Genomic DNA, 19,852 nt, shown 5'->3' on the forward strand with positions numbered 1-19,852 from the left:
CGCGTCGATCAGGCTCTCGCCACCAGCCGTTTTTCGATCCAATCGATCAACGCCCCGATCACCCGGTCGCGGTCGATGTCGTTCATCGTCTCGTGATAGCTGCCTTCGTGCAGAGTGAGCGTCTTGTCCGGCGAGCCCGCGTGCTCACCGAATTCGCGGCTGCCTTCGGGTTCGGTGAGCTTGTCGGCGGTGCCGTGATAGACCAGCAGCGGCACTCGCAAGCCCGCCCGGCCGCGTTCGATGCGCGCCATCGCCAGTAACAGCTCCGCGCCGGTGCGCGCGGGAATCGCGCCGTGATGCACGAGCGGATCGTTGCGATTGGCGTTCACCACGGGTTGAAGGCGGGATAACAACGCGGCGTCGATCTTCATCGCCGGGAAGCTCGGATAGAGACGGCTGATCACCTGGCTCAGCTTGAGCATCCAGCGCGGCACGTCGCGGCCCGGCGCCAGCGCCGGGCTCGACAGGATCAGCCCGTTCAGGCGCCGGCCGCTCGCTTCGAGGCGCTCGATCGCGTAGAGCGCGGCCACGGCGCCGCCCATGCTGTGGCCCATCAGGAAGAGCGGGGCGCAGCTTTGCGCGGCGGCGTCTAGCAAAGCTTGCGCGTCCAGCAGATAGTCGTCGAAGCGCTTCACGTAAGCCCGCTTGCCGGGTGCGTGGCCGTGGCCACGCAGATCGATCGCCACCAGTTCGACGCCAGCTGCGTTCAGGCGCGCGGCCAGCGCCGCGTAACGACCGGCGTGCTCGGCCAGCCCGTGGAGCAGCGCCACGGTCGCGCGCGTCGGCGTGGCGGCCGGCCAGCGGTACAGCGGTAGTTCCACGCCGTCCCCGGTCGTGACCGACGAGCGTAGCGGCTCGCCGCTGTTTCGCTTGCCCGCGATGGGCCGCACCGTGTTGCTTGGAGATGTTTCCATGGCTACCGCTTATCCTGATTTTGTTTCGCCCGATCATAGTCGCAGCGGTCGTGCGCACGCGAGCACCGCGCACCGGGCGGGCCTCTAATTCCAACAGGTTATGAAAAGATCGTAATTGATTATTAAAGGGAATGTCGGCGCTGCGGTAGAATTGCGGGCTCAAATCCCAATAAAAGCAACGGCGGCCGCTTGTCGGGAGCGCATCACGCTCGCTGACAACCTCCGCCGTTTCGTTTTTCCATGATCGAAATACGCAATATCTCCCAGCGGTTCGCCGGGCCCCGGGGCTGGGTCGAGGCGCTGCACAACGTCAATCTGTCGATTCCGGCGGGTGAGGTGTTCGGCATCATCGGCCGTAGCGGCGCGGGCAAGAGTACGCTCGTGCGCACGCTCAACCTGCTGACACGCCCGAGCGAGGGCAATATCGTCGTCAACGGCCGCGACCTGACGACGCTGCCCGCCGCGCAATTGCGCGAGGCGCGCCGCGAGATCGGCATGATCTTCCAGCACTTCAATTTGCTGTCGTCGCGCACCGTGTATGAGAACGTCGCGCTGCCGCTCGAACTCGCCGGCATGAAGCGCGATGAAATCGAAGCGAACGTGTTGCCGCTGCTCGACCTGGTCGGCCTGTCGGCGCAGAAGGATCGTTATCCGGCGCAGATCAGTGGTGGTCAGAAGCAGCGCGTCGGCATCGCGCGGGCGCTGGCGAGCAAGCCGAAAGTGCTGCTCTCCGACGAGGCGACTTCCGCGCTCGATCCCGAAACCACGCGCGCGATTCTCGACCTGCTCAAGCGCATCAATCGCGAACTGAACCTGACGATCGTGCTGATCACGCACCAGATGGACGTGATCAAGCAGGTCTGCGACCGCGTCGCCGTGCTGGATGCGGGCCGCGTGGTTGAAGAAGGCAAGGTCATCGACGTGTTCCTGCAACCGCATCACGAAGTCACGCGCGCGTTGATCGGCGACGTGATCGCGCAGGAATTGCCACCCGCCATGAAGGCACGTGTCGCCGAGCGCCTCAAGACCGGCAGCGGTCACTTGTTGCGACTCGCGTTCACCGGCTCCGGCGTCGATCAGCCGATCCTGTCGGAAACCATTCGCCGTTACGAACTCGACTTCAACATCCTGCACGGCCAGATCGACGAGATCCAGGGGCAGGCGTTCGGCTCGCTCGCGGTGCTCGCGGGCGGTGAACCGGCGAAAGTGGCGCAGGCGCTGACATATCTGCGTGAACAGGGTGTGGTGGTGGAGGAGCTGTCGTATGTTGAGTGAAATGTTGGACATGTTCGTCCAGTCGTTCTGGGAAACGCTCGTCATGGTGGGCATTTCCGGACTGGTCGGCGCTTTGGTGGGCTTGCCGCTCGGCGTGCTGCTGTATCTGACCGATCGGCAGGGCGTGCTGCAGAACATTGCGGTGAATCGCGTGATGGGCGTGATCGTGAATGCGGTTCGCTCGACGCCGTTCATCATCCTGCTCGTCGCCGTGATTCCGTTCACGCGCCTCGTGGTGGGTTCGTCGATCGGCACGGCGGCCGCCGTCGTGCCGCTGACGATCGCCGCCGCGCCGTTCATCGCGCGTCTGGTGGAGACGGCGTTGCGCGAAGTGGATCGCGGGCTGATCGAAGCCGCGCAGGCGATGGGCGCGACCACCAGCCAGATCGTCTTCAAGGTGTTGTTGCCGGAATCGCTGCCGGGCGTGGTTGCCGGCTTGACGATCACTTTCGTCTCGCTGGTCGGCTATTCGGCGATGGCCGGCGCGATCGGCGGCGGCGGTCTCGGCGATCTCGGCATTCGCTATGGGTATCAGCGCTTCCTGCCGGAAGTGATGTTGACGGTCGTGGTGATTCTGATCGTCTTCGTGCAGTTGGTGCAGTCGTTCGGGGATTGGCTCGTGCGTCGTTTGAGCCATAAGTAAAACAACAATTTCGAATAGGTTTGGAAAGGTCCATCATGCAACGTCGTTTCATTCTCAAACTGGCTGCCGTGCTCGGCGCCACGTCCCTGTTCGCTGTCGGCGCGGCTTGCGCTGAAGATTCGATCAAGGTCGGCGTCACCGGCGGCCCGCACGCGCAGATCATGGAAGTCGTGAAGACCGTCGCGGCGAAGAACGGTCTGAACATCAAGATCGTCGAATTCTCGGATTACGTGCAGCCGAACGCCGCGCTCGCAGGCGGCGATCTGGACGCGAACAGCTACCAGCACGACCCGTATCTGGAGGCGCAGGTGAAGGATCGCGGCTACAAGCTGATCCGCATCGCCGATACGGTGACGTACCCGATGGGCATCTATTCGAAGAAAGTGAAGACGCTGGCCGAACTGCAGCCGGGCGCGAAGATCGCTGTGCCGAACGATCCGACCAACGGCGGCCGCGCGCTGCTGTTGCTGCAAAAGCAGGGCTTGCTGAAGCTGCGCGCCGACGCGGGCCTGAAGGCGACGCCGCTCGATATCGTCGAGAACCCGAAGAAGCTGAAGATCGTCGAACTCGACGCCGCGCAAATTCCGCGCTCGCTGAACGACGTGGACGCGGCGGCGATCAACACGAACTTCGCGATGGAAGCGGGTCTCAAGCCCAAGCAGGACGCCATCGCGATTGAAGATCCGAAGGGGCCTTACGTGAACATCATCGCGATCCGCGAGGCGGACAAGAATAAGCCGTGGGTCGCCAAGCTGGTCGCGGCGTATCATTCGCCGGAAGTGAAGCAGTTTGTTGAAAGCAAATTCGGCGGGGCCGTGATCACCGCCTGGTGAGCCGGCGGCCTGCAGAGCAAGCAAGATGCGACGGCAATGCAAAATTAGAGTCGTAAGTCGGAACCCGGGGTTGTCGCCCGGGTTTTTTCGAGATTAAAATAGAACGACCGTTCGATATTGCCGTCACGCCGCTGAGGAGCGATATCCTCCTGCTAGAGCGCCCGCGACAGGGCTGCCGCGAGGGCAGTCGTTATAATGTTCGTGGGTTGACGTATTCGTAACTTTGGAGCGTGTGCATGAAAATCCTGGTGCCAGTCAAGAGAGTGGTCGATTACAACGTGAAGGTTCCAGTCAAATCGGACGGCACGGGCGTCGACATCGCGAACGTGAAGATGTCGATGAATCCGTTCGACGAAATCGCGGTTGAAGAAGCGGTGCGTCTGCGTGAAGCGGGCGTGGCGACCGAAGTGATCGCCGTGTCGGCGGGTGTGACGCAGTCGCAGGAAACGCTGCGCACGGCGCTGGCGATCGGCGCGGATCGCGCGATCCTGATCGAATCTTCCGAAGAGCTGCAGCCGCTGGCGGTGGCCAAGCTGTTGAAGGCGCTGGTCGATAAGGAGCAGCCGCAACTGGTCATCCTCGGTAAGCAGGCTATCGACGACGATTCGAACCAGACCGGCCAGATGCTGGCTGCTTTGGCCGGGTTGCCGCAGGCGACGTTCGCCTCGAAGGTTGTCGTCGCTGACGGAAAGGCTACGGTGTCGCGTGAAGTGGACGGTGGCGCTGAAACGCTGTCGCTGACGCTGCCGGCAGTCATTACGACCGACCTGCGCCTGAACGAGCCGCGCTATGTGACGCTGCCGAACATCATGAAGGCGAAGAAGAAGCCGCTGGAAACGATCAAGCCGGAAGACCTGGGTGTCGACGTCACGCCGCGCCTGAAGACGCTGAAGGTTGTCGAGCCGCCGAAGCGCTCCGCCGGTGTGAAGGTGCCGGATGTGAAGACGCTGGTCGAGAAGCTGAAGACCGAAGCCAAGGTGCTGTGAGGGAGACAGAGCAAATGACGAATCTGGTAATCGCAGAACACGACAACGCGTCGATCAAGGCCGCGACGCTGAACACGATCGCAGCGGCGCAGAAGATTGGCGGGGATATTCACGTGCTGGTGGCAGGGCACAACGCACAAGCCGCAGCGGATGCGGCAGCGAAGATTGCAGGCGTTTCCAAGGTCTTGCTGGCTGACGCGCCGCAACTCGAAGCGGGCCTCGCGGAAAACGTCGAAGCGACGGTGCTGAACATCGCAAAGGATTACACGCACATCCTCGCGCCGGCAACGGCGTACGGCAAGAACATCGCGCCGCGTATCGCCGCAAAGCTCGATGTCGCGCAGATCAGCGACATCACCGCAGTGGACAGCGCTGACACGTTCGAGCGCCCGATCTACGCAGGTAACGCAATCGCCACAGTGCAATCGGCTGACCCGATCAAGGTCATCACGGTTCGTTCGACCGGTTTCGACGCTGTGGCGGCTGTTGGCGGCAGCGCAACGGTCGAGAAGATCGAAGCGGCGGCAGACAGCGGCATCTCGTCCTTCGTGAGCCGTGAAGTGACGAAGCTGGACCGTCCGGAACTGACGTCGGCGAAGATCATCGTTTCGGGCGGTCGTGGTCTAGGCAACGGCGAGAACTACACCAAGGTTCTCGAGCCGCTGGCAGACAAGCTGAACGCAGCGCTCGGCGCATCGCGCGCAGCAGTGGACGCAGGCTTCGTGCCGAACGACTATCAGGTCGGCCAGACCGGCAAGATCGTCGCGCCGCAACTGTATGTGGCGGTCGGTATCTCCGGCGCGATCCAGCATCTGGCCGGCATGAAAGACAGCAAAGTGATCGTCGCGATCAACAAAGACCCGGAAGCGCCGATTTTCAGCGTCGCCGATTACGGTCTGGTGGGCGATCTGTTCACGGTCGTGCCGGAGCTTGTTAGCGAGCTCGGCTAAGCGCCGAAGCGCCTTGTAAAAGGCGTCTGTCAACACGCGAAGGGCGCGGGACCGATCAAGTCCGGCGCCCTTTTTTATATCGACGGCGGGAGGAGACGAAAATGAGCTATACGGCACCCATCAAGGACATGCTGTTCGTGATGAAAGAACTGGCCGGTCTCGAACACATCGCGACGCTGCCGGGCTTCGAAGACGCGAATCTCGACACCGCGCAGGCCGTGCTCGAAGAGTCGGCGAAACTGTGCGGCGAAGTGCTGGCGCCGCTGAATGTGGAAGGCGATCGCAATCCGAGCAGCTGGAAAGATGGCGTGGTCACCGCGACGCCCGGCTTCAAGGAAGCGTTTCGCCAGTTTGGCGTTGGCGGCTGGCAGGGCGTGCAACATCCCGTCGACTACGAAGGCCAGGGTCTGCCCAAGCTGATTGCCACCGCCTGTATCGAGATGCTCAATGCGTCGAACCTGTCGTTCGCGCTGTGCCCGCTGCTCACGGATGGCGCGATCGAGGCGCTGCTCACGGCGGGCAGCGAAGCGCAGAAACAGACCTACGTGCCCAAACTCATTTCCGGCGAATGGACCGGCACGATGAACCTGACCGAGCCGCAGGCCGGCTCCGACCTCGCGCTCGTGCGCACGCGCGCCGAGCCGCAGGGCGACGGGTCGTTCAAACTGTTCGGCACGAAGATTTTCATCACGTGGGGCGAGCACGACATGGCGAAGAACATCGCACATCTCGTGCTGGCGCGCACACCTGACGCACCGGAAGGCGTGAAGGGCATTTCGCTTTTCATCGTGCCGAAGTTTCTCGTCAATGAAGACGGCTCGCTCGGCGAGCGCAACGACGTGCATTGCGTGTCGATCGAACACAAGCTCGGCATCAAGGCGAGTCCGACCGCGGTGCTGCAGTTCGGCGACCACGGCGGCGCGATCGGTCATCTGATCGGCGAAGAGAATCGCGGCCTCGAATACATGTTCATCATGATGAACGCGGCGCGCTTTGCGGTCGGCATGCAGGGCGTGGGTGTGTCGGATCGCGCTTACCAGAAGGCGGTGGCGTACGCGAAAGACCGTGTGCAAAGCCGTCCCGTGGATGGCTCGGCGAAGCAACCGGTCGCGATCATTCAGCACCCCGACGTGCGCCGTATGCTCGCCACGATGCGCGGCCTGACTGAAGCCTCACGCGCGCTGGCGTATGTGGCCGCGGCTCACTGCGACATCGCGCATCGTCACGCTGACGAAGCCACGCGCGCGGAACATCAGGCGATCTACGAATACCTCGTGCCGATCGTGAAGGGCTGGAGTACGGAGCTGTCGATCGATGTGACGAGCCTCGGCGTACAGGTGCACGGCGGCATGGGTTTCATCGAGGAAACCGGCGCCGCGCAGTATTACCGCGACGCGCGGATTCTGCCGATCTATGAAGGCACGACCGCGATCCAGGCGAACGATCTGATCGGCCGCAAGACCGTGCGCGACGGCGGCAAGGTGGCGAAGTCGCTGCTCGCCGGCGTGGCCGAAACGATCGAAGCGCTCGGTGGGCAGCAGGGTCCGGCGTTCGGGTCGATGAAGAAATATCTTGCGCAGGGGCATCGCTCGTTGAGCACGGTGGTGGACTTTGTTGTCACCAATACGAAGAGCGATCCGAACGCGGTGTTCGCGGGCAGCGTGCCGTATCTGAAGCTCGCGGGCATCGTGCTTGGCGGCTGGCAGATGGCGCGTGCGTTGCTCGTGGCAGCCGGGAAGCGCGACGCAGATCCTTCGTTTTACGGTGCGAAGATCGCGACCGCGCAGTTCTACGCTGAGCATGTGCTGACGCTCGCATCGGCGCTGGAGGCGTCGATTGTCAGTGCGAAGGGTGGCGAGAGTGTGCTGGCGCTGTCGGAAGATCAGTTCTGACGCTGCTTCTGCTTTAAAACCTCGCTTGAAAAAACAAACGGCGCCTCGAAAGGCGCCGTTTGTTTTTGTCGATCTGGTCTGCGAGATTACATACCAGCTCAACCGCTCGCGAAGCGTCGTTAAACCTCAGGCATAAGCCGGGCGATGCGCGCCGCCAATTTCGCCGAGATAGCGATGCACCGACAGGTCGTCTGCCTTGATGGCCGGTTGCTTGCCCGACATCACGTCGGCGAGCAGTTGGCCTGAGCCGCACGACATCGTCCAGCCCAGCGTGCCGTGGCCCGTGTTCAGGAACAGATTCGCCACCGGCGTGCGGCCGACGATCGGCGTGCCATCCGGCGTCATCGGGCGCAGACCGGTCCAGAAGGTAGCCTTCGACGTATCGCCGCCGCCCGGGAACAGGTCGTTCACGCACAGTTCCAGTGTTTCGCGACGCGCCTGGCGCAGCGATTTGTCGAAGCCGACAATCTCAGCCATGCCGCCCACGCGAATCCGGTCGTCGAAACGCGTGATCGCAATCTTGTAGGTTTCGTCGAGCACGGTCGACACCGGTGCCGACGCTTCATTGACGATCGGCGCGGTAATCGAATACCCCTTGAGCGGATAGACCGGGATCTTGACGAGCCCCGACAGGAACTGGGTCGAATACGAACCCAGTGCGACGACGAACGAATCGGCACGCACGAGTTCTTCGCCGCACTTCACGCCGGCGATGCGGTCGCCGGCCATGGCGAGCGCGTCGATCGGCGTGTTGTAGCGGAATTTGACGCCCAGTTGCTCGGCCAGCGCGGCGAGGCGCGTGGTGAACATCTGGCAGTCGCCGGTTTCATCGCCCGGCAGACGCAGACCGCCGGTCAGCTTGTGGGACACCGCGGCGAGCGCCGGTTCCGCTTGCGCGAGTTCAGCCGGCGAGAGCAGTTCATACGGCACGTTAGCTTCCCGCAGTACGGCGATGTCTTTCGCGGCGCCGTCGAACTGCTGCTGCGTGCGGAACACCTGCAGCGTGCCGCCGGTGCGGCCTTCGTACTGGATGCCGGTTTCGGCGCGCAGCGCTTGCAGGCAATCGCGGCTGTATTCGGCGAGACGGACCATGCGGCCCTTGTTCACCGCATAGCGCGACGACGTGCAGTTTTGCAGCATCTGCCACATCCATTGCAACTGGAATTGCGTGCCGTCGAGGCGGATCGCGAGCGGCGCGTGTTTCTGGAACATCCATTTGACGGCCTTCAGCGGCACGCCCGGCGCGGCCCAAGGCGACGCGTAGCCCGGCGAGATCTGACCGGCATTGGCGAAACTGGTTTCGAGCGCCGGGCCGGCCTCGCGATCGATAACGGTCACTTCATGACCGGCGCGCGCCAGGTAATACGCACTCGTCACCCCGACGACGCCACTGCCCAAAACGACGACTCGCATAGATGCTCCAGGATATTCAGATGAGGTCTGAGGGCGGTGCGCTCGTCGAGTCGTTGGAATTCGTTCGATTAACGAGGTGTAACGCGGATCGCCCAGTGTTAACCGCTATACTATTAACAGTCAGGCAGGTTTTGTTATTGTATTTTCAAGATTTTCAGCAAAAACATCATGCGTACACAGCGCCAACCGGTCCGGGCTCTCGACAAACTCGATCACAAGATCCTGCGGCTCTTGCAGCAGGATGGCCGCATGGCCATGAAAGACCTGGCTGAGCAGGTCGGACTGTCGGTGACGCCGTGCATCGAGCGCGTCAAGCGGATGGAGCGCGACGGCGTGATAACCGGCTACCACGCGCGCGTGAATCCGGCGGAGTTGGGCGCGGCGCTGCTGGTGTTCGTCGAGATCACGCTGGACCACAAGAGCGGCAACATGTTCGACCAGTTCCGCCGCGAGGTGCAGAAGATTCCCGAAGTGCTGGAGTGCCACCTCGTATCGGGCGACTTCGACTATCTGATCAAGGCGCGCATCGGCGAAATGGCCGATTACCGGAAGCTGCTCGGCGACATCCTGCTGCAATTGCCCGGCGCGGTGCAGTCGAAAAGCTACGTGGTGATGGAAGAGATCAAGGAAACGCTGACGATCGCAGTCGGGGATTAGACAGCACGGCAAGCGCAAGACGGGGCTCGACAAACGGCGTAAACACTGTATATTTGTACAGGTATTTTACGCCGTTTGTGCTTTGCGTTTTCTAGCCGTGACCGACTCCGACTCCGAACCCGTCAACGAATTTCCGATCGCGCCGCCCGCGCCTCGCAAGGGCCGCGGCGCGGTGACGAACCTGCAAGGCCGCTACGAAGTCGACCAGCGCGAAGCAGTGGACGACGGCTGGCTGTCAGCGGCGGAAGGCGACGACGAGCCGAAGGTCTTACGCACGCAAGTCTTCGAAGAGCGGGCCAAGACCATTCTTACGCGCAACGCATCGCCGGACATTCCGTTCGGCGTGTCGCTCAACCCGTATCGGGGCTGTGAGCACGGCTGCATTTATTGTTTTGCGCGGCCCACGCACAGTTATTTGGGACTGTCCCCCGGGCTCGACTTCGAAAGCCGGATCTACGCCAAGGTCAACGCACCGGAGTTGCTCGAGCGGGAGTTGTCGAAGAAGACCTATGCGCCGGAGCCGATTGCGCTGGGCGTCAATACAGATGCCTGGCAGCCCGTCGAGCGTGATTTGCGGCTCACGCGCCGTGTGATTGAAGTGCTCAGCGAGCGGCATCATCCGTTCGCGGCGATCACCAAGTCGTCGCTGATCGAACGCGATCTCGATCTGCTAGCGCCTATGGCGGCGCGCGGGCAATTCATGGCGGCCATCACCATCACCACGCTGGACGCCGAGATCGCTCGCACGCTCGAACCGCGAGCGGCCACGCCGTCTCGGCGGCTGCGCACCATTCGCACGCTGAGTGAGGCGGGCATTCCGGTCGGCGTCAGCATCGCACCGGTGATTCCGTTCGTCACCGAACCGGACATGGAGCGTGTGCTGGAGGCCTGTGCGGAGGCCGGCGCAAGCAACGCAAGCTACATCGTGCTGCGTCTGCCGTGGGAAGTCGCGCCGCTATTCAAGGACTGGCTCGCGGCGCATTTTCCCGATCGCGCCGAGCGGGTCATGGGCCGCGTGCGGGACATGCGGGGCGGGAAAGACTACGACTCTTGCTTCTCGTCGCGAATGAAGGGAGAAGGCTTGTGGGCGGACCTGCTCAAGCAGCGATTCCAGAAAGCGGTGCGCCGGCTCGGCTTGAACCAGCGTGATCGCGGCATTCTGGATATGTCGCACTTTCGCCGGGCGGAAGCGCCGCGCGCCCATGAATCGGCGCGCGACGATCCTCAACTGGATCTTTTTTAACGCTGCATGAGACGCGTCACTGCGAGAGTGCTTTGGCCGCCTGCACCTGACCTTCAAAGTAGGTCTGGAACGAGATGGCGAGCCCTGTCATCAACAGGAAGGCGCCGATCAACAGTGAAAAAATGACGACGAAGATGACCGTCCAGCCAGAGCGGCTCTTGCGTTGAGTCTGGGCGTTGAATTGCGCGTCCCACTTTTCGTCCGGACGCAGCCCGTAGACGATCGCAGCGAGAAACGCGGCGAGCAGCGAAACCGCACCGGGAAACGCCAACACCCAGCCGAGCATGGAAGCCCGTTCGCTGGCCACCACCAGCATGGCGCCTGGAATGCCGATCAGCGTACCGATCACGTGCGCCCAGCCGTAGATGTCGCGCGTGCCATACAGATAGAAGCGATGAGCGCCGAGGCAACCGAAGAAGAACGCCAGTGCGGCGGTAATCGTCTTGGATCTGAAACGCGGGGAAGTCGAAGCAAGGGTGGACATGTAGGCGAGGTCAGAGTGACAGGCGGTCGAAAGGAGCGGCGCGCGGCTCGCGCGGACCGACGCGCATTCTACGCCCGCCACACGGCGCCGGTCACGTGGAGGGTCGCGCTGCAGTGAGGTGCCTTTGCGATAAACGCCGGAGTTGGTACGGTTGCATCCGCGGGGCGGCTCGCTGGTTCGGAAGAACGGCGGCGCTTCGGGCGCGCTGCGGCTGAATGTCGCTGACGGCTATCTACGGCGCGGAGTAAGTGACGCGGTAAACCGCTCCGGCGTAGTCGTCGCTGATCAGGAGTGAACCGTCGGGTAGGGGCAACACGTCGGCGGGACGGCCCCATACGGCCTCGCCTCGTTGCAGCCAGCCTTCCGCAAAGACTTCCTGGCGGGCGTTGCCGCCATCCGGGTCCGTGACGACATGCACGACGCGATAGCCAACCTTCTTGCTGCGATTCCACGAGCCGTGCTCGGCGACGAAAATCGTATTCCGGTAAGCGGGCGGAAACATCGAGCCGCTGTAAAAGCGCATGCCGAGCGCGGCGACGTGCGCACCGAGTTTGACCGTCGGCGGCGTGAACTCGCTGCACGGATGGTCCTTGCCGAACTCGGGATCGGGCGTGTTGCCGCCGTGGCAGTAGGGAAAACCGAAATCCATCCCGGCGCGCGGCGCGCGGTTGAGCTTGTCGTCCGGGACGTCGTCGCCAAGCAGGTCGCGGCCGTTGTCGGTGAACCACAGTTCATGCGTCACCGGATGCCACGCGAAACCGACCGAATTGCGGATGCCGCGCGCCACGACTTCATAGTGGCTGCCGTCCGGGTCCATGCGGCCGATCAGGCCGAAACGGTCGCGGTCTTTCAGGCAGACGTTGCAGGGCGCACCTTGCGGCACGTAAAGCTTGCCGTCCGGCCCGAAAGCGATGAATTTCCAGCCATGGTGCGTCTCCGTGGGCAGGGTGTCGATCACGACGGCAGGCTTGGGCGGATCGTTCAGGTGCGTGTCGATCGCATCGAAGCGAACAATTTTCGATACCGCCGAAACATAGAGCGCGCCATCGCGCCATGCCACGCCCGCCGGCGTTTCCAGCCCGGAAGCAATCACGTGGCGGGCTGTCACCTGCCCATTTTGCAATTCGAGCGCGTAGACGTGGCCGTCCAGGCTGCCTATATAAAGAATGCCCTTCGGCGAGAGCGCCATGGCTCGCGCGCTGGGCACGGCGTCCGACAAGACTTCAATGCGAAAGCCCGGCGGTAGTTTGATCCGGTCTACCGGCAGTGCGGCGAGCGCCGGCAGGGCAGTCGCGGCGAGCAAGACGGCCGTGCCCGTGTTCAGAGTCCTGCTTCGCAGAATGCACGCCGAGCCGGCAAGTCGCGCAACGGTGCCAAGAAAATCGCGCAAAAACACAATGGGTGGCAGGAGTTTCAAGGGCGCTCCGTCAGGTAATTCGGGCGTTTCGGCGTGGTGCGAGGTCCCCGCCTGTCAGGCCGGCGCGGCCCCGTTACTCAGTTTATCCCGGTAAGTGTTTGTTATGGCGTCGGTTTCCCGCTATAATCGCGTGTTTCAGTCGTTCCGAACCCCGGTTTTCAAGGATTCTAGTATGGTCATCATCCGCTTGGCTCGTGGCGGCTCCAAGAAGCGCCCGTTCTACAACATCGTCGCAACCGATTCGCGTAACCGTCGTGACGGCCGCTTCATCGAGCGCGTTGGCTTCTACAACCCGGTCGCTACGAAGGGTGAGTCGCTGCGTATCGCTCAAGACCGCCTGACGTACTGGCAAGGCGTTGGCGCACAACTGTCGCCGACCGTCGAGCGTCTCGTGAAGGAAGCTGCAAAGGCGCAGCCGGCTGCTTAATGGTAGCTAGCCTGCGTATCGTCGTCGGTTCGTCCGGCGGCTCTCGCGGTTTGCGTGAGCGGCCCAATGAGCAGTCCGATGCGCGAGTTGTTTTGCTGAAGCAGGCGTCGAAGCTGGTAGCGAGGTTCTCTTATGTCTGAGCGTGATTCCGGCAGTTCAGGTAGCGCCAAGGCAGTAGCCCCGCGCGCGAAGACGTCTGATCAGGCGCCGTTCGGTGCATTCGTCCGCAAGCCGGTCGAAAAAGCCGAGGGCAAGGCGAAAGCCAATGTTGCAAACACCGGTTCTGGTGCGGCAGAAATGCGCATGGAAACGGTGGAAAGCTGGCCGGCCGATGCGGTCGAGGTCGGTGCAATCGTCGACGCTTACGGCCTCAAAGGCTGGGTCAAGGTAGCCGCGCATGCGGATGCCGGACATGGCGGCGACGCTTTGCTGAGCGCGAAGCGCTGGTGGCTGCTCAAAGGCCAGGAGCGCAAATCGGCGCCGTCGTTGCAAGCGAAAACGCATAGCGATAGTGTGGTGGCCCATCTGGGCGGCGTCACTGATCGCGACGTGGCGCTGGCACTGCGCGGCTCCCGCGTCTATATCAGCCGCAGCGAGTTTCCGGCTCTCGAAGCCGACGAATTCTACTGGGTCGACCTGCTCGGCCTGGATGTGGTGAACGTTGCCGGGGTCAATCTCGGCAAGGTTGCAGACATGATCGACAACGGTGCGCACTCGGTGATGCGTATCGAATACCCGGCTACCGACAAAAGCGGCAAGCCGGTCACCGGCGAGCGTTTGATCCCGTTCGTCGGCGTCTTTGTCAAAACGGTGGACCAGGCGGCGAAGCAGATCACTGTCGACTGGGAAGCCGATTATTAAAACATTCGCTGAACGGAGAGAGCGATGCAGTTCGATGTCGTCACGCTCTTTCCTGACATGTTTCGTGCGCTGACCGACTGGGGTATCACCAGTCGCGCGGCGAAACAGGAGCGCTACGGTTTGCGTACGTGGAATCCACGCGATTTCACGACCGACAACTACCGCACAATCGACGATCGCCCGTACGGCGGCGGACCCGGCATGGTCATGCTGGCCAAGCCGCTGGAAGACGCGATCGGCGCGGCGAAAGCGGCGCAGGCGGAGCAGGGTATCGGCGCGTCGCGCGTCGTGATGATGTCGCCGCAAGGCGCCACGCTGAATCATGACCGTGTCATGCAGTTCGCGGCGGAACCCGGCTTGATCCTGTTGTGCGGGCGCTATGAAGCGATCGACCAGCGTTTGCTCGACCGTGTCGTCGACGAAGAAGTCAGCCTTGGCGACTTCGTGCTGTCTGGCGGAGAATTGCCGGCCATGGCGTTGATGGATGCTGTGGTGCGTCAGTTGCCCGGCGTGCTCAACGACTCGCAGTCTGCGGTGCAGGATAGTTTTGTCGACGTGCTGCTGGATTGCCCGCATTACACGCGCCCTGAGGAATACGACGGTGTGCGTGTGCCCGATGTGCTGCTCGGCGGCCATCATGCGGAGATCGAAGCATGGCGTCGGCGTGAAGCCTTGCGCAACACGTTGAACAAACGGCCGGATCTGATCGTCAAGGCCAGAAAGAACAAGATGTTGAGCCGTGCCGATGAGGCATGGCTTGCGAGTCTCGCGAAGGAAGAGTCGAAGGCGTAAAGCCTTGGGTCTTTCAAGCGGACACCAGGCGGCGCCGCGCATGCGTGCACGGCGCCTGATGTGAACCCATCCTCTATCGGGGCCGTAGCCGAGCGCAATAAGGAAACTTAGTGCAAGGCAGGTACGAACGCCGACAAGATGGACTTAGGAGTCAGTGATGAATCTGATTGCAAAACTCGAGCAGGAAGAAATCGCGCGCGCCCTCGGCGAGAAGACCATTCCCGAATTCGCTCCCGGCGATACGGTGATCGTCAGCGTGAACGTGGTTGAAGGTACGCGTAAGCGTGTTCAGGCTTACGAAGGCGTCGTGATCGCCAAGCGTAACCGTGGTCTGAATTCGTCGTTCATCGTCCGCAAGATTTCGTCGGGCGAAGGCGTCGAGCGTACGTTCCAGACGTACTCGCCGCTGCTGGCAAGCATCGTCGTCAAGCGTCGTGGTGACGTGCGCCGTGCGAAGCTGTACTACCTGCGCGACCGTTCGGGCAAGTCGGCCCGGATTAAGGAAAAGCTGGTCTCGAAAGACCGCGCTGCTTCCCAAGCGTAAATGCTGTAAGAAAAAGCACCCCTCGCGGGTGCTTTTTTGTTTGCCAGGTCAAAATAGCGGCATGTCCCCTATCCGCTTATTTCGAGAGACCCGTTGATCCGCCCCGTCTTTGAGCCTGAAACTCTGCCTGTCGAAGCGACCGGCGCCGATCTGCCGCCGGTGGCGGGCGACCGTCTCACGCCTGACGGCCTGCGCGCACGCTTCGAGCAGCGCCTTGCCTGGACTCCCGAACCTATCGTCGAAGCGCCGTGGCGCGATACGCATGCCGATCCGCGAGTTGCCGCGGTGCTGGTGCCGCTGGTGGTGCGCGAGCGCGGCCTGACCGTGCTGCTGACCCAGCGCGCCGACCATCTGAACGATCATGCGGGGCAGGTGAGCTTTCCCGGTGGCCGTCACGAACCCTTCGATGCCGACGCCACCGCCACCGCGCTGCGTGAAGCACAGGAAGAGGTGGGTCTTGCGCCCTCGCGCGTGGAGATTCTCGGCGCCTTGCCGGACTACCTGACGGGCACTGGTTTTCGCGTGACGCCGGTAATCGGCCTCGTGCATCCGCCGTTCACAGTGAAAGCGGACGCGCTCGAAGTGGCCGAAGTCTTCGAAGTGCCACTCGCCTTTCTCATGAACCCCGCCCATCACGAAGAGCGCGTGTTTCGCTACGAGGGCGGTGAGCGGCGCTTCTTCGCCATGCCCTATCCGCGCGCCGCGTCGGCCGAGGCGCAGGCTGCGGAGAGCGGAAGCGCGCTCGGTGGTCACTACTTCATCTGGGGCGCAACCGCGGCGATGCTGCGCAACTTCTATCGCTTCCTCGCAGCGTAAACCGCACGGGACTGTGCAGTTGTTGGGTGTTTGTCAACGACTGCGCTCAGTCGCATCCGACCCTGTGCTATCGTTATAAAACAATCGTAAAACTCGAAAAGCACGGCGCATCGCATGACTTTTTTCTCTGTATTGCTGGCTCTGATCATTGAACAGGTGCGTGCGCTTTCACCGAATAATCCGGTGTCCGCGTTGCTTCAATACCATGCGGAATCGGCGGCGCACGGATTCGATGCCGGCAAGCCGAAGCATGGCTTGCTCGCCTGGCTTGTGGTGGTGGTGCCCTGGACGTTGGCCGTGGCGCTCGTCTACTACGTGCTGTATCACATTCACTTCGCGCTGGCGTTCCTGTGGAACGTCGCGGTGCTGTACTTCACGCTCGGCTTTCGCCAGTTCAGCCATTACTTCACGGACATCCACCTCGCGTTGAATAACGACGACGTGCCGCACGCGCGTGAAATCCTGAACGAATGGACCGGACTCGATACCGTCGACATGCCCGTCAGCGAAATCGTGCGTCATACGCTGATTCATGCGGTGGTCGCTTCGCATCGGCATGTGTTCGGCGTGTTCTTCTGGTTTCTGATTCCGGTTGGTCCGGCGGGCGCGGTGCTATATCGGATTGCCGAGTATCTGGCGCGCACGTGGGCACGTCCGGTCGACGATCGCACGGTTGCGTTTTCGAGCTTCGCACAGCGCGCCTTCTTCGTGATCGACTGGGTGCCGGCGCGGCTGACGTCGCTGGGCTTTGCGATTGTCGGCAATTTCGAAGACGCGATTTATGCATGGCGCAATCATGCGCGCCAGTGGCCGGATGCGAACGACGGCGTGTTGCTGGCCGCAGGCAGTGGTGCATTGGGCGCACGTTTGAGCGGGCCGCTTGCCGAGCCGTCGAGTCTCGACGCGTTAGCCACCGGCGACGGCGGCCCGATGCAGGTCGGCGACGACTGCACGCCGCGCACGCTGCAATCGGCTGTCGGGTTGGTGTGGCGCGCGGTGGTGCTGTGGATGATTCTGCTGTTGATGCTGACGATTGCAGTGTGGCTGGCTTAAAGTCGCTTAGCTGATCCTGATTGGCATAAAAAAACCGGACAACGTCCGGTTTTTTTATGCCTGCAACTCATCCTGAAATAAGCTGACACCGATCTCGTACGGAATCACCCATCCCGCGGATCGCGCGCCGTCCCGCACTGCCAGCACACCGTAAACTGTGCCTCGAGCGTCTCACCACAGTGCCGACACCGCCAGCCGGGCGTCCCCGCCGCCGGCCCGTGCGAGGCTGCATCGATCAACCTTCGCGCCATCGCCTCATCACGGTCATCGACGAGCCAAAGCTCCGGCGAGCACTGATCCGCTGGAATATCGCCGAGCGCGCCGTTCAGATAACGGTTGTGCAACTCGCAAGCAATGCCCGCGGTCGCCAGCACATTGACCCAGTGCTGCCCGATGATCAGATTCGGCGCGCGCATCAGTTTCATATCAGCGCACGATCTGGCTGGCTTCGTGCACGAGTTGCGCATACAGCGCATGCCGTTCGGGGCGGATGCGGCCGTCCGCGACCGCTTCGAGGATCGCGCAACCGGGCTCATGCAAGTGATGGCAGTTGTAGAAGCGGCAGTTCGGCAGCAACGGCCTGAACTCGGGAAACGCGCGCTCGAGCCGGCCCTCGGTCAGATGATGCAGGCCGAATTCCTGGAAGCCCGGCGAGTCGATCAACGAACCGCCTATGCCGTCCGCACTGTCCGGCAGCGGATAGAGACGCGTGAAAGTCGTCGTATGGCGCCCGCTATTGAGCGCCGTAGAAATTTCGCGCGTGGCGACTTCGGCATCGGGAATCAGCAGATTGACGAGTGTGGATTTACCCATACCCGACTGGCCGAGTAGCAGCGTGGAATGACCATGCAGATGTTCGATCAACGCGGCACGTGCGGCCTCGGGCTGAGTCTTGATCGACACCTCCACGACCGTATAACCCAACGCGCGATACGGCTCGAGCCGTTTGCGCGCACCTTCGAGCGCATCGGTCACGTCGGTCTTGTTCAATACGATCAACGGCTTCAGTTCGTTTGCCTCGGCCGCGACGAGCGCGCGGCCGAGCAGGTCTTCGCTGAAGTGCGGTTCAGTCGCGAGCACGATCAGCAACTGGTCGAGGTTGGCCGCGAACAGCTTCGATTTGTACTGATCCGAGCGATACAGCAGATTGCGCCGTTCGCCGATCTCGACGATCACGCCTTGGTCCACCGAAGCCAGTTCGTAAATCACGTGATCGCCGACCGCCACCTCGCTGCGCTTGCCGCGCGGGAAGCATTGAAGCATGGCGCCGCCGTCATCCGGTGCGACGAGATAGTGGCGGCCATGCGCGGCCACCACGAGGCCGCCTACACGCGCGCTGGACGGCGCGCGCGGCGCTTTCGGGGAGCGGCCGCTCATGCGTGCCGCAGCAGGCGGTCGATCCGCTGCGACGCCGGCGGATGCGAGTAGTAGAACGCGGTGTAGAGCGGATCGGGCGTCAGGGTCGACGCATTGTCCTCGTACAGCTTGACGAGCGCGTTGACGAGATCTTGCGCGTCGGTCTGCGTCGCGGCGAACGCATCGGCTTCGAACTCATGCTTGCGCGAGCTGAGGCTGCCGAGCGGCGTGACGAAGAACAGGAACACCGGCAGCGCAAGGAAGAACAACACCAGCGCGAGGCCGCTATTGCCGCCGACCAGCGACGGCCGCACGCCTAGCCCTTCATAGAACCACACGCACTGCATGAGCCAGCCGAGCAGGGCGAGCATGACGAGACTGATCGCGAAGGTAACGAGCATGCGCTTGATCACATGACGGCGTTTGAAGTGGCCGAGTTCATGCGCGAGCACGGCTTCGATCTCGCTGCCCGACAGGCGCGCGAGCAACGTGTCGAAGAACACGATTCGCTTGGCGGCGCCGAAGCCGGTGAAATAGGCGTTGCCGTGCGCGGAACGGCGGCTGCCGTCCATCACGAAAAGACCCTTGGCGGCGAAGCCGCAGCGTTGCATCAGCGCTTCGATGCGGCTTTTCAGCGCTTCGTCCTTGAGCGGCTCGAACTTGTTGAAGAGCGGCGCGATAAATGACGGATACAGCACCAATACGAGCATCTGGAAGACGACCCACACGACCCATGTCCACAGCCACCAGAGGCTGCCGGCCTGGTTCATCAGCCACAGCACGACGAACAGTAGCGGCAGGCCGAACGCGGCGCCGAGCAACACGCCCTTCAGGCGGTCGACGAAGAAAATGCCGCGGCTCATGCGGTTGAAGCCGAAGCGCTGTTCCACCACGAACTGCCGGTAGTAGTCGAACGGCAGGTCGACCACGCTGGTGATCGCGATCACCGCGGCGACCAGCGCGATCTGCCCGATGTATCCGCGGCCGAGCCAGTCGGAAATGCCCAGATCGAGCGCCTGCACGCCACCGAGCGGCGTAAGGCCGATCAGCACGGCCGCGCTGACGACGATCTCGATCATGGTCAGACGCGTGCGCTCGACGGTGTAGTCGGCGGCGCGCTGGTGCGCGGTGAGCGCGATGGTGCCGGCGAACTGGCTCGGCACCTGCTCGCGATGTTGGGCCACGAAGCGGATCTGCCGCGACGCGAGCCACAGTTTGGTGCCGACCATCGCCACGACGGCGACGACGAACAGAACGGTGAAGTACAGGGTAGGCATCCGGGGATTCCGTGGTATC

Annotated in this window: 21 protein-coding genes; 14 read left to right on the forward strand and 7 right to left on the reverse strand. The window is 62.4% G+C overall.

Features of this window, described 5'->3' with window-relative positions; all coding sequences use genetic code 11:
• Positions 1 to 8: 8 nt before the first annotated feature.
• Complete coding sequence (locus AC57B1_RS34960; RefSeq protein WP_496419986.1) at positions 9 to 914, reverse strand: alpha/beta hydrolase; 906 nt, start codon at positions 912 to 914, stop codon at positions 9 to 11.
• Between the two features lie 240 nt (positions 915 to 1,154).
• Between AC57B1_RS34960 and AC57B1_RS34965 the strand changes: the two genes are divergently transcribed.
• From AC57B1_RS34965 to AC57B1_RS34990, 6 genes are all read left to right on the forward strand, one after another.
• Positions 1,155 to 2,189 (forward strand): methionine ABC transporter ATP-binding protein, encoded by a 1,035-nt coding sequence (locus AC57B1_RS34965; RefSeq protein ID WP_091800121.1) that lies wholly within the window; start codon positions 1,155 to 1,157, stop codon positions 2,187 to 2,189.
• A complete protein-coding gene (locus AC57B1_RS34970) occupies positions 2,179 to 2,832 on the forward strand; it encodes a methionine ABC transporter permease (RefSeq protein ID WP_091800124.1) in 654 nt (217 codons plus the stop codon). The genes AC57B1_RS34965 and AC57B1_RS34970 overlap by 11 nt, the downstream gene beginning before the upstream one ends.
• A 35-nt stretch (positions 2,833 to 2,867) precedes the next feature.
• Positions 2,868 to 3,665: a MetQ/NlpA family ABC transporter substrate-binding protein gene (locus AC57B1_RS34975; protein WP_496419987.1), complete on the forward strand. Its 798-nt coding sequence runs from the start codon at positions 2,868 to 2,870 to the stop codon at positions 3,663 to 3,665.
• 236 nt (positions 3,666 to 3,901) lie between these two features.
• Positions 3,902 to 4,651, forward strand: coding sequence for an electron transfer flavoprotein subunit beta/FixA family protein (locus tag AC57B1_RS34980; protein WP_496419988.1), 750 nt, complete (start codon positions 3,902 to 3,904; stop codon positions 4,649 to 4,651).
• A 14-nt stretch (positions 4,652 to 4,665) separates the two neighbouring features.
• Positions 4,666 to 5,601 (forward strand): electron transfer flavoprotein subunit alpha/FixB family protein, encoded by a 936-nt coding sequence (locus AC57B1_RS34985; RefSeq protein ID WP_496419989.1) that lies wholly within the window; start codon positions 4,666 to 4,668, stop codon positions 5,599 to 5,601.
• Between the two features lie 101 nt (positions 5,602 to 5,702).
• Positions 5,703 to 7,493 carry an acyl-CoA dehydrogenase gene (locus AC57B1_RS34990; RefSeq protein WP_496419990.1) on the forward strand — a complete coding sequence of 597 codons (1,791 nt, stop codon included), beginning with the start codon at positions 5,703 to 5,705 and terminating at the stop codon, positions 7,491 to 7,493.
• 126 nt (positions 7,494 to 7,619) lie between these two features.
• Here AC57B1_RS34990 and AC57B1_RS34995 read toward each other — a convergent pair whose 3' ends face one another.
• The gene (locus AC57B1_RS34995) at positions 7,620 to 8,906 is read right to left on the reverse strand and encodes a D-amino acid dehydrogenase (RefSeq protein ID WP_408353785.1); all 1,287 of its coding nucleotides are present in this window, start codon (positions 8,904 to 8,906) and stop codon (positions 7,620 to 7,622) included.
• Between the two features lie 168 nt (positions 8,907 to 9,074).
• On the opposite strand from AC57B1_RS34995, the gene AC57B1_RS35000 reads away from it, so the two are divergent.
• A complete protein-coding gene (locus AC57B1_RS35000; RefSeq protein WP_007180908.1) occupies positions 9,075 to 9,563 on the forward strand; it encodes an Lrp/AsnC ligand binding domain-containing protein in 489 nt (162 codons plus the stop codon).
• A gap of 97 nt (positions 9,564 to 9,660) precedes the next feature.
• Positions 9,661 to 10,806 (forward strand): PA0069 family radical SAM protein, encoded by a 1,146-nt coding sequence (locus AC57B1_RS35005; protein ID WP_496419991.1) that lies wholly within the window; start codon positions 9,661 to 9,663, stop codon positions 10,804 to 10,806.
• 16 nt (positions 10,807 to 10,822) lie between these two features.
• Here AC57B1_RS35005 and AC57B1_RS35010 read toward each other — a convergent pair whose 3' ends face one another.
• Positions 10,823 to 11,290, reverse strand: coding sequence for an NINE protein (locus tag AC57B1_RS35010; protein WP_408300229.1), 468 nt, complete (start codon positions 11,288 to 11,290; stop codon positions 10,823 to 10,825).
• A 232-nt stretch (positions 11,291 to 11,522) separates the two neighbouring features.
• Positions 11,523 to 12,707 carry a PQQ-dependent sugar dehydrogenase gene (locus AC57B1_RS35015; protein WP_496419992.1) on the reverse strand — a complete coding sequence of 395 codons (1,185 nt, stop codon included), beginning with the start codon at positions 12,705 to 12,707 and terminating at the stop codon, positions 11,523 to 11,525.
• A 172-nt stretch (positions 12,708 to 12,879) separates the two neighbouring features.
• Here AC57B1_RS35015 and rpsP point away from each other — a divergent pair, with 172 nt between their 5' ends.
• The 6 genes from rpsP (at position 12,880) to AC57B1_RS35045 (ending at position 17,200) form a co-directional block, all read left to right on the forward strand.
• Positions 12,880 to 13,134, forward strand: a complete 255-nt coding sequence (gene rpsP / locus AC57B1_RS35020) for a 30S ribosomal protein S16 (RefSeq protein ID WP_007180912.1) — start codon at positions 12,880 to 12,882, stop codon at positions 13,132 to 13,134.
• Positions 13,135 to 13,266: 132 nt separating this feature from the next.
• The gene (rimM, locus tag AC57B1_RS35025) at positions 13,267 to 13,995 is read left to right on the forward strand and encodes a ribosome maturation factor RimM (protein ID WP_496419993.1); all 729 of its coding nucleotides are present in this window, start codon (positions 13,267 to 13,269) and stop codon (positions 13,993 to 13,995) included.
• A gap of 24 nt (positions 13,996 to 14,019) precedes the next feature.
• Positions 14,020 to 14,787, forward strand: a complete 768-nt coding sequence (gene trmD / locus AC57B1_RS35030) for a tRNA (guanosine(37)-N1)-methyltransferase TrmD (RefSeq protein ID WP_408181087.1) — start codon at positions 14,020 to 14,022, stop codon at positions 14,785 to 14,787.
• 157 nt (positions 14,788 to 14,944) lie between these two features.
• Positions 14,945 to 15,331 (forward strand): 50S ribosomal protein L19, encoded by a 387-nt coding sequence (gene rplS / locus AC57B1_RS35035; RefSeq protein ID WP_020069334.1) that lies wholly within the window; start codon positions 14,945 to 14,947, stop codon positions 15,329 to 15,331.
• Positions 15,332 to 15,424: 93 nt separating this feature from the next.
• Positions 15,425 to 16,147: a CoA pyrophosphatase gene (locus tag AC57B1_RS35040; protein WP_496419994.1), complete on the forward strand. Its 723-nt coding sequence runs from the start codon at positions 15,425 to 15,427 to the stop codon at positions 16,145 to 16,147.
• Between the two features lie 114 nt (positions 16,148 to 16,261).
• Positions 16,262 to 17,200, forward strand: a complete 939-nt coding sequence (locus AC57B1_RS35045) for a CobD/CbiB family protein (protein WP_408186922.1) — start codon at positions 16,262 to 16,264, stop codon at positions 17,198 to 17,200.
• Positions 17,201 to 17,304: 104 nt separating this feature from the next.
• Here AC57B1_RS35045 and AC57B1_RS35050 read toward each other — a convergent pair whose 3' ends face one another.
• Genes AC57B1_RS35050 through AC57B1_RS35060 form a run of 3 tightly spaced genes read right to left on the reverse strand, consistent with a single transcriptional unit; the run spans position 17,305 to position 19,833 of the window.
• On the reverse strand, positions 17,305 to 17,625 hold the full coding sequence (locus AC57B1_RS35050; RefSeq protein WP_408353779.1) for a putative signal transducing protein: 321 nt from the start codon (positions 17,623 to 17,625) through the stop codon (positions 17,305 to 17,307).
• 1 nt (position 17,626) lies between these two features.
• Positions 17,627 to 18,577, reverse strand: a complete 951-nt coding sequence (rsgA, locus tag AC57B1_RS35055; protein WP_496419995.1) for a ribosome small subunit-dependent GTPase A — start codon at positions 18,575 to 18,577, stop codon at positions 17,627 to 17,629.
• Entirely contained in the window at positions 18,574 to 19,833 is a 1,260-nt protein-coding gene (locus tag AC57B1_RS35060) for a M48 family metallopeptidase (protein ID WP_496419996.1), read from the reverse strand. Before AC57B1_RS35060 ends, rsgA begins: the two co-directional genes overlap by 4 nt.
• Positions 19,834 to 19,852: the final 19 nt, after the last annotated feature.

It is taken from the genome of Paraburkholderia sp. BGA-UO-ETr-F21, from assembly GCF_059567925.1.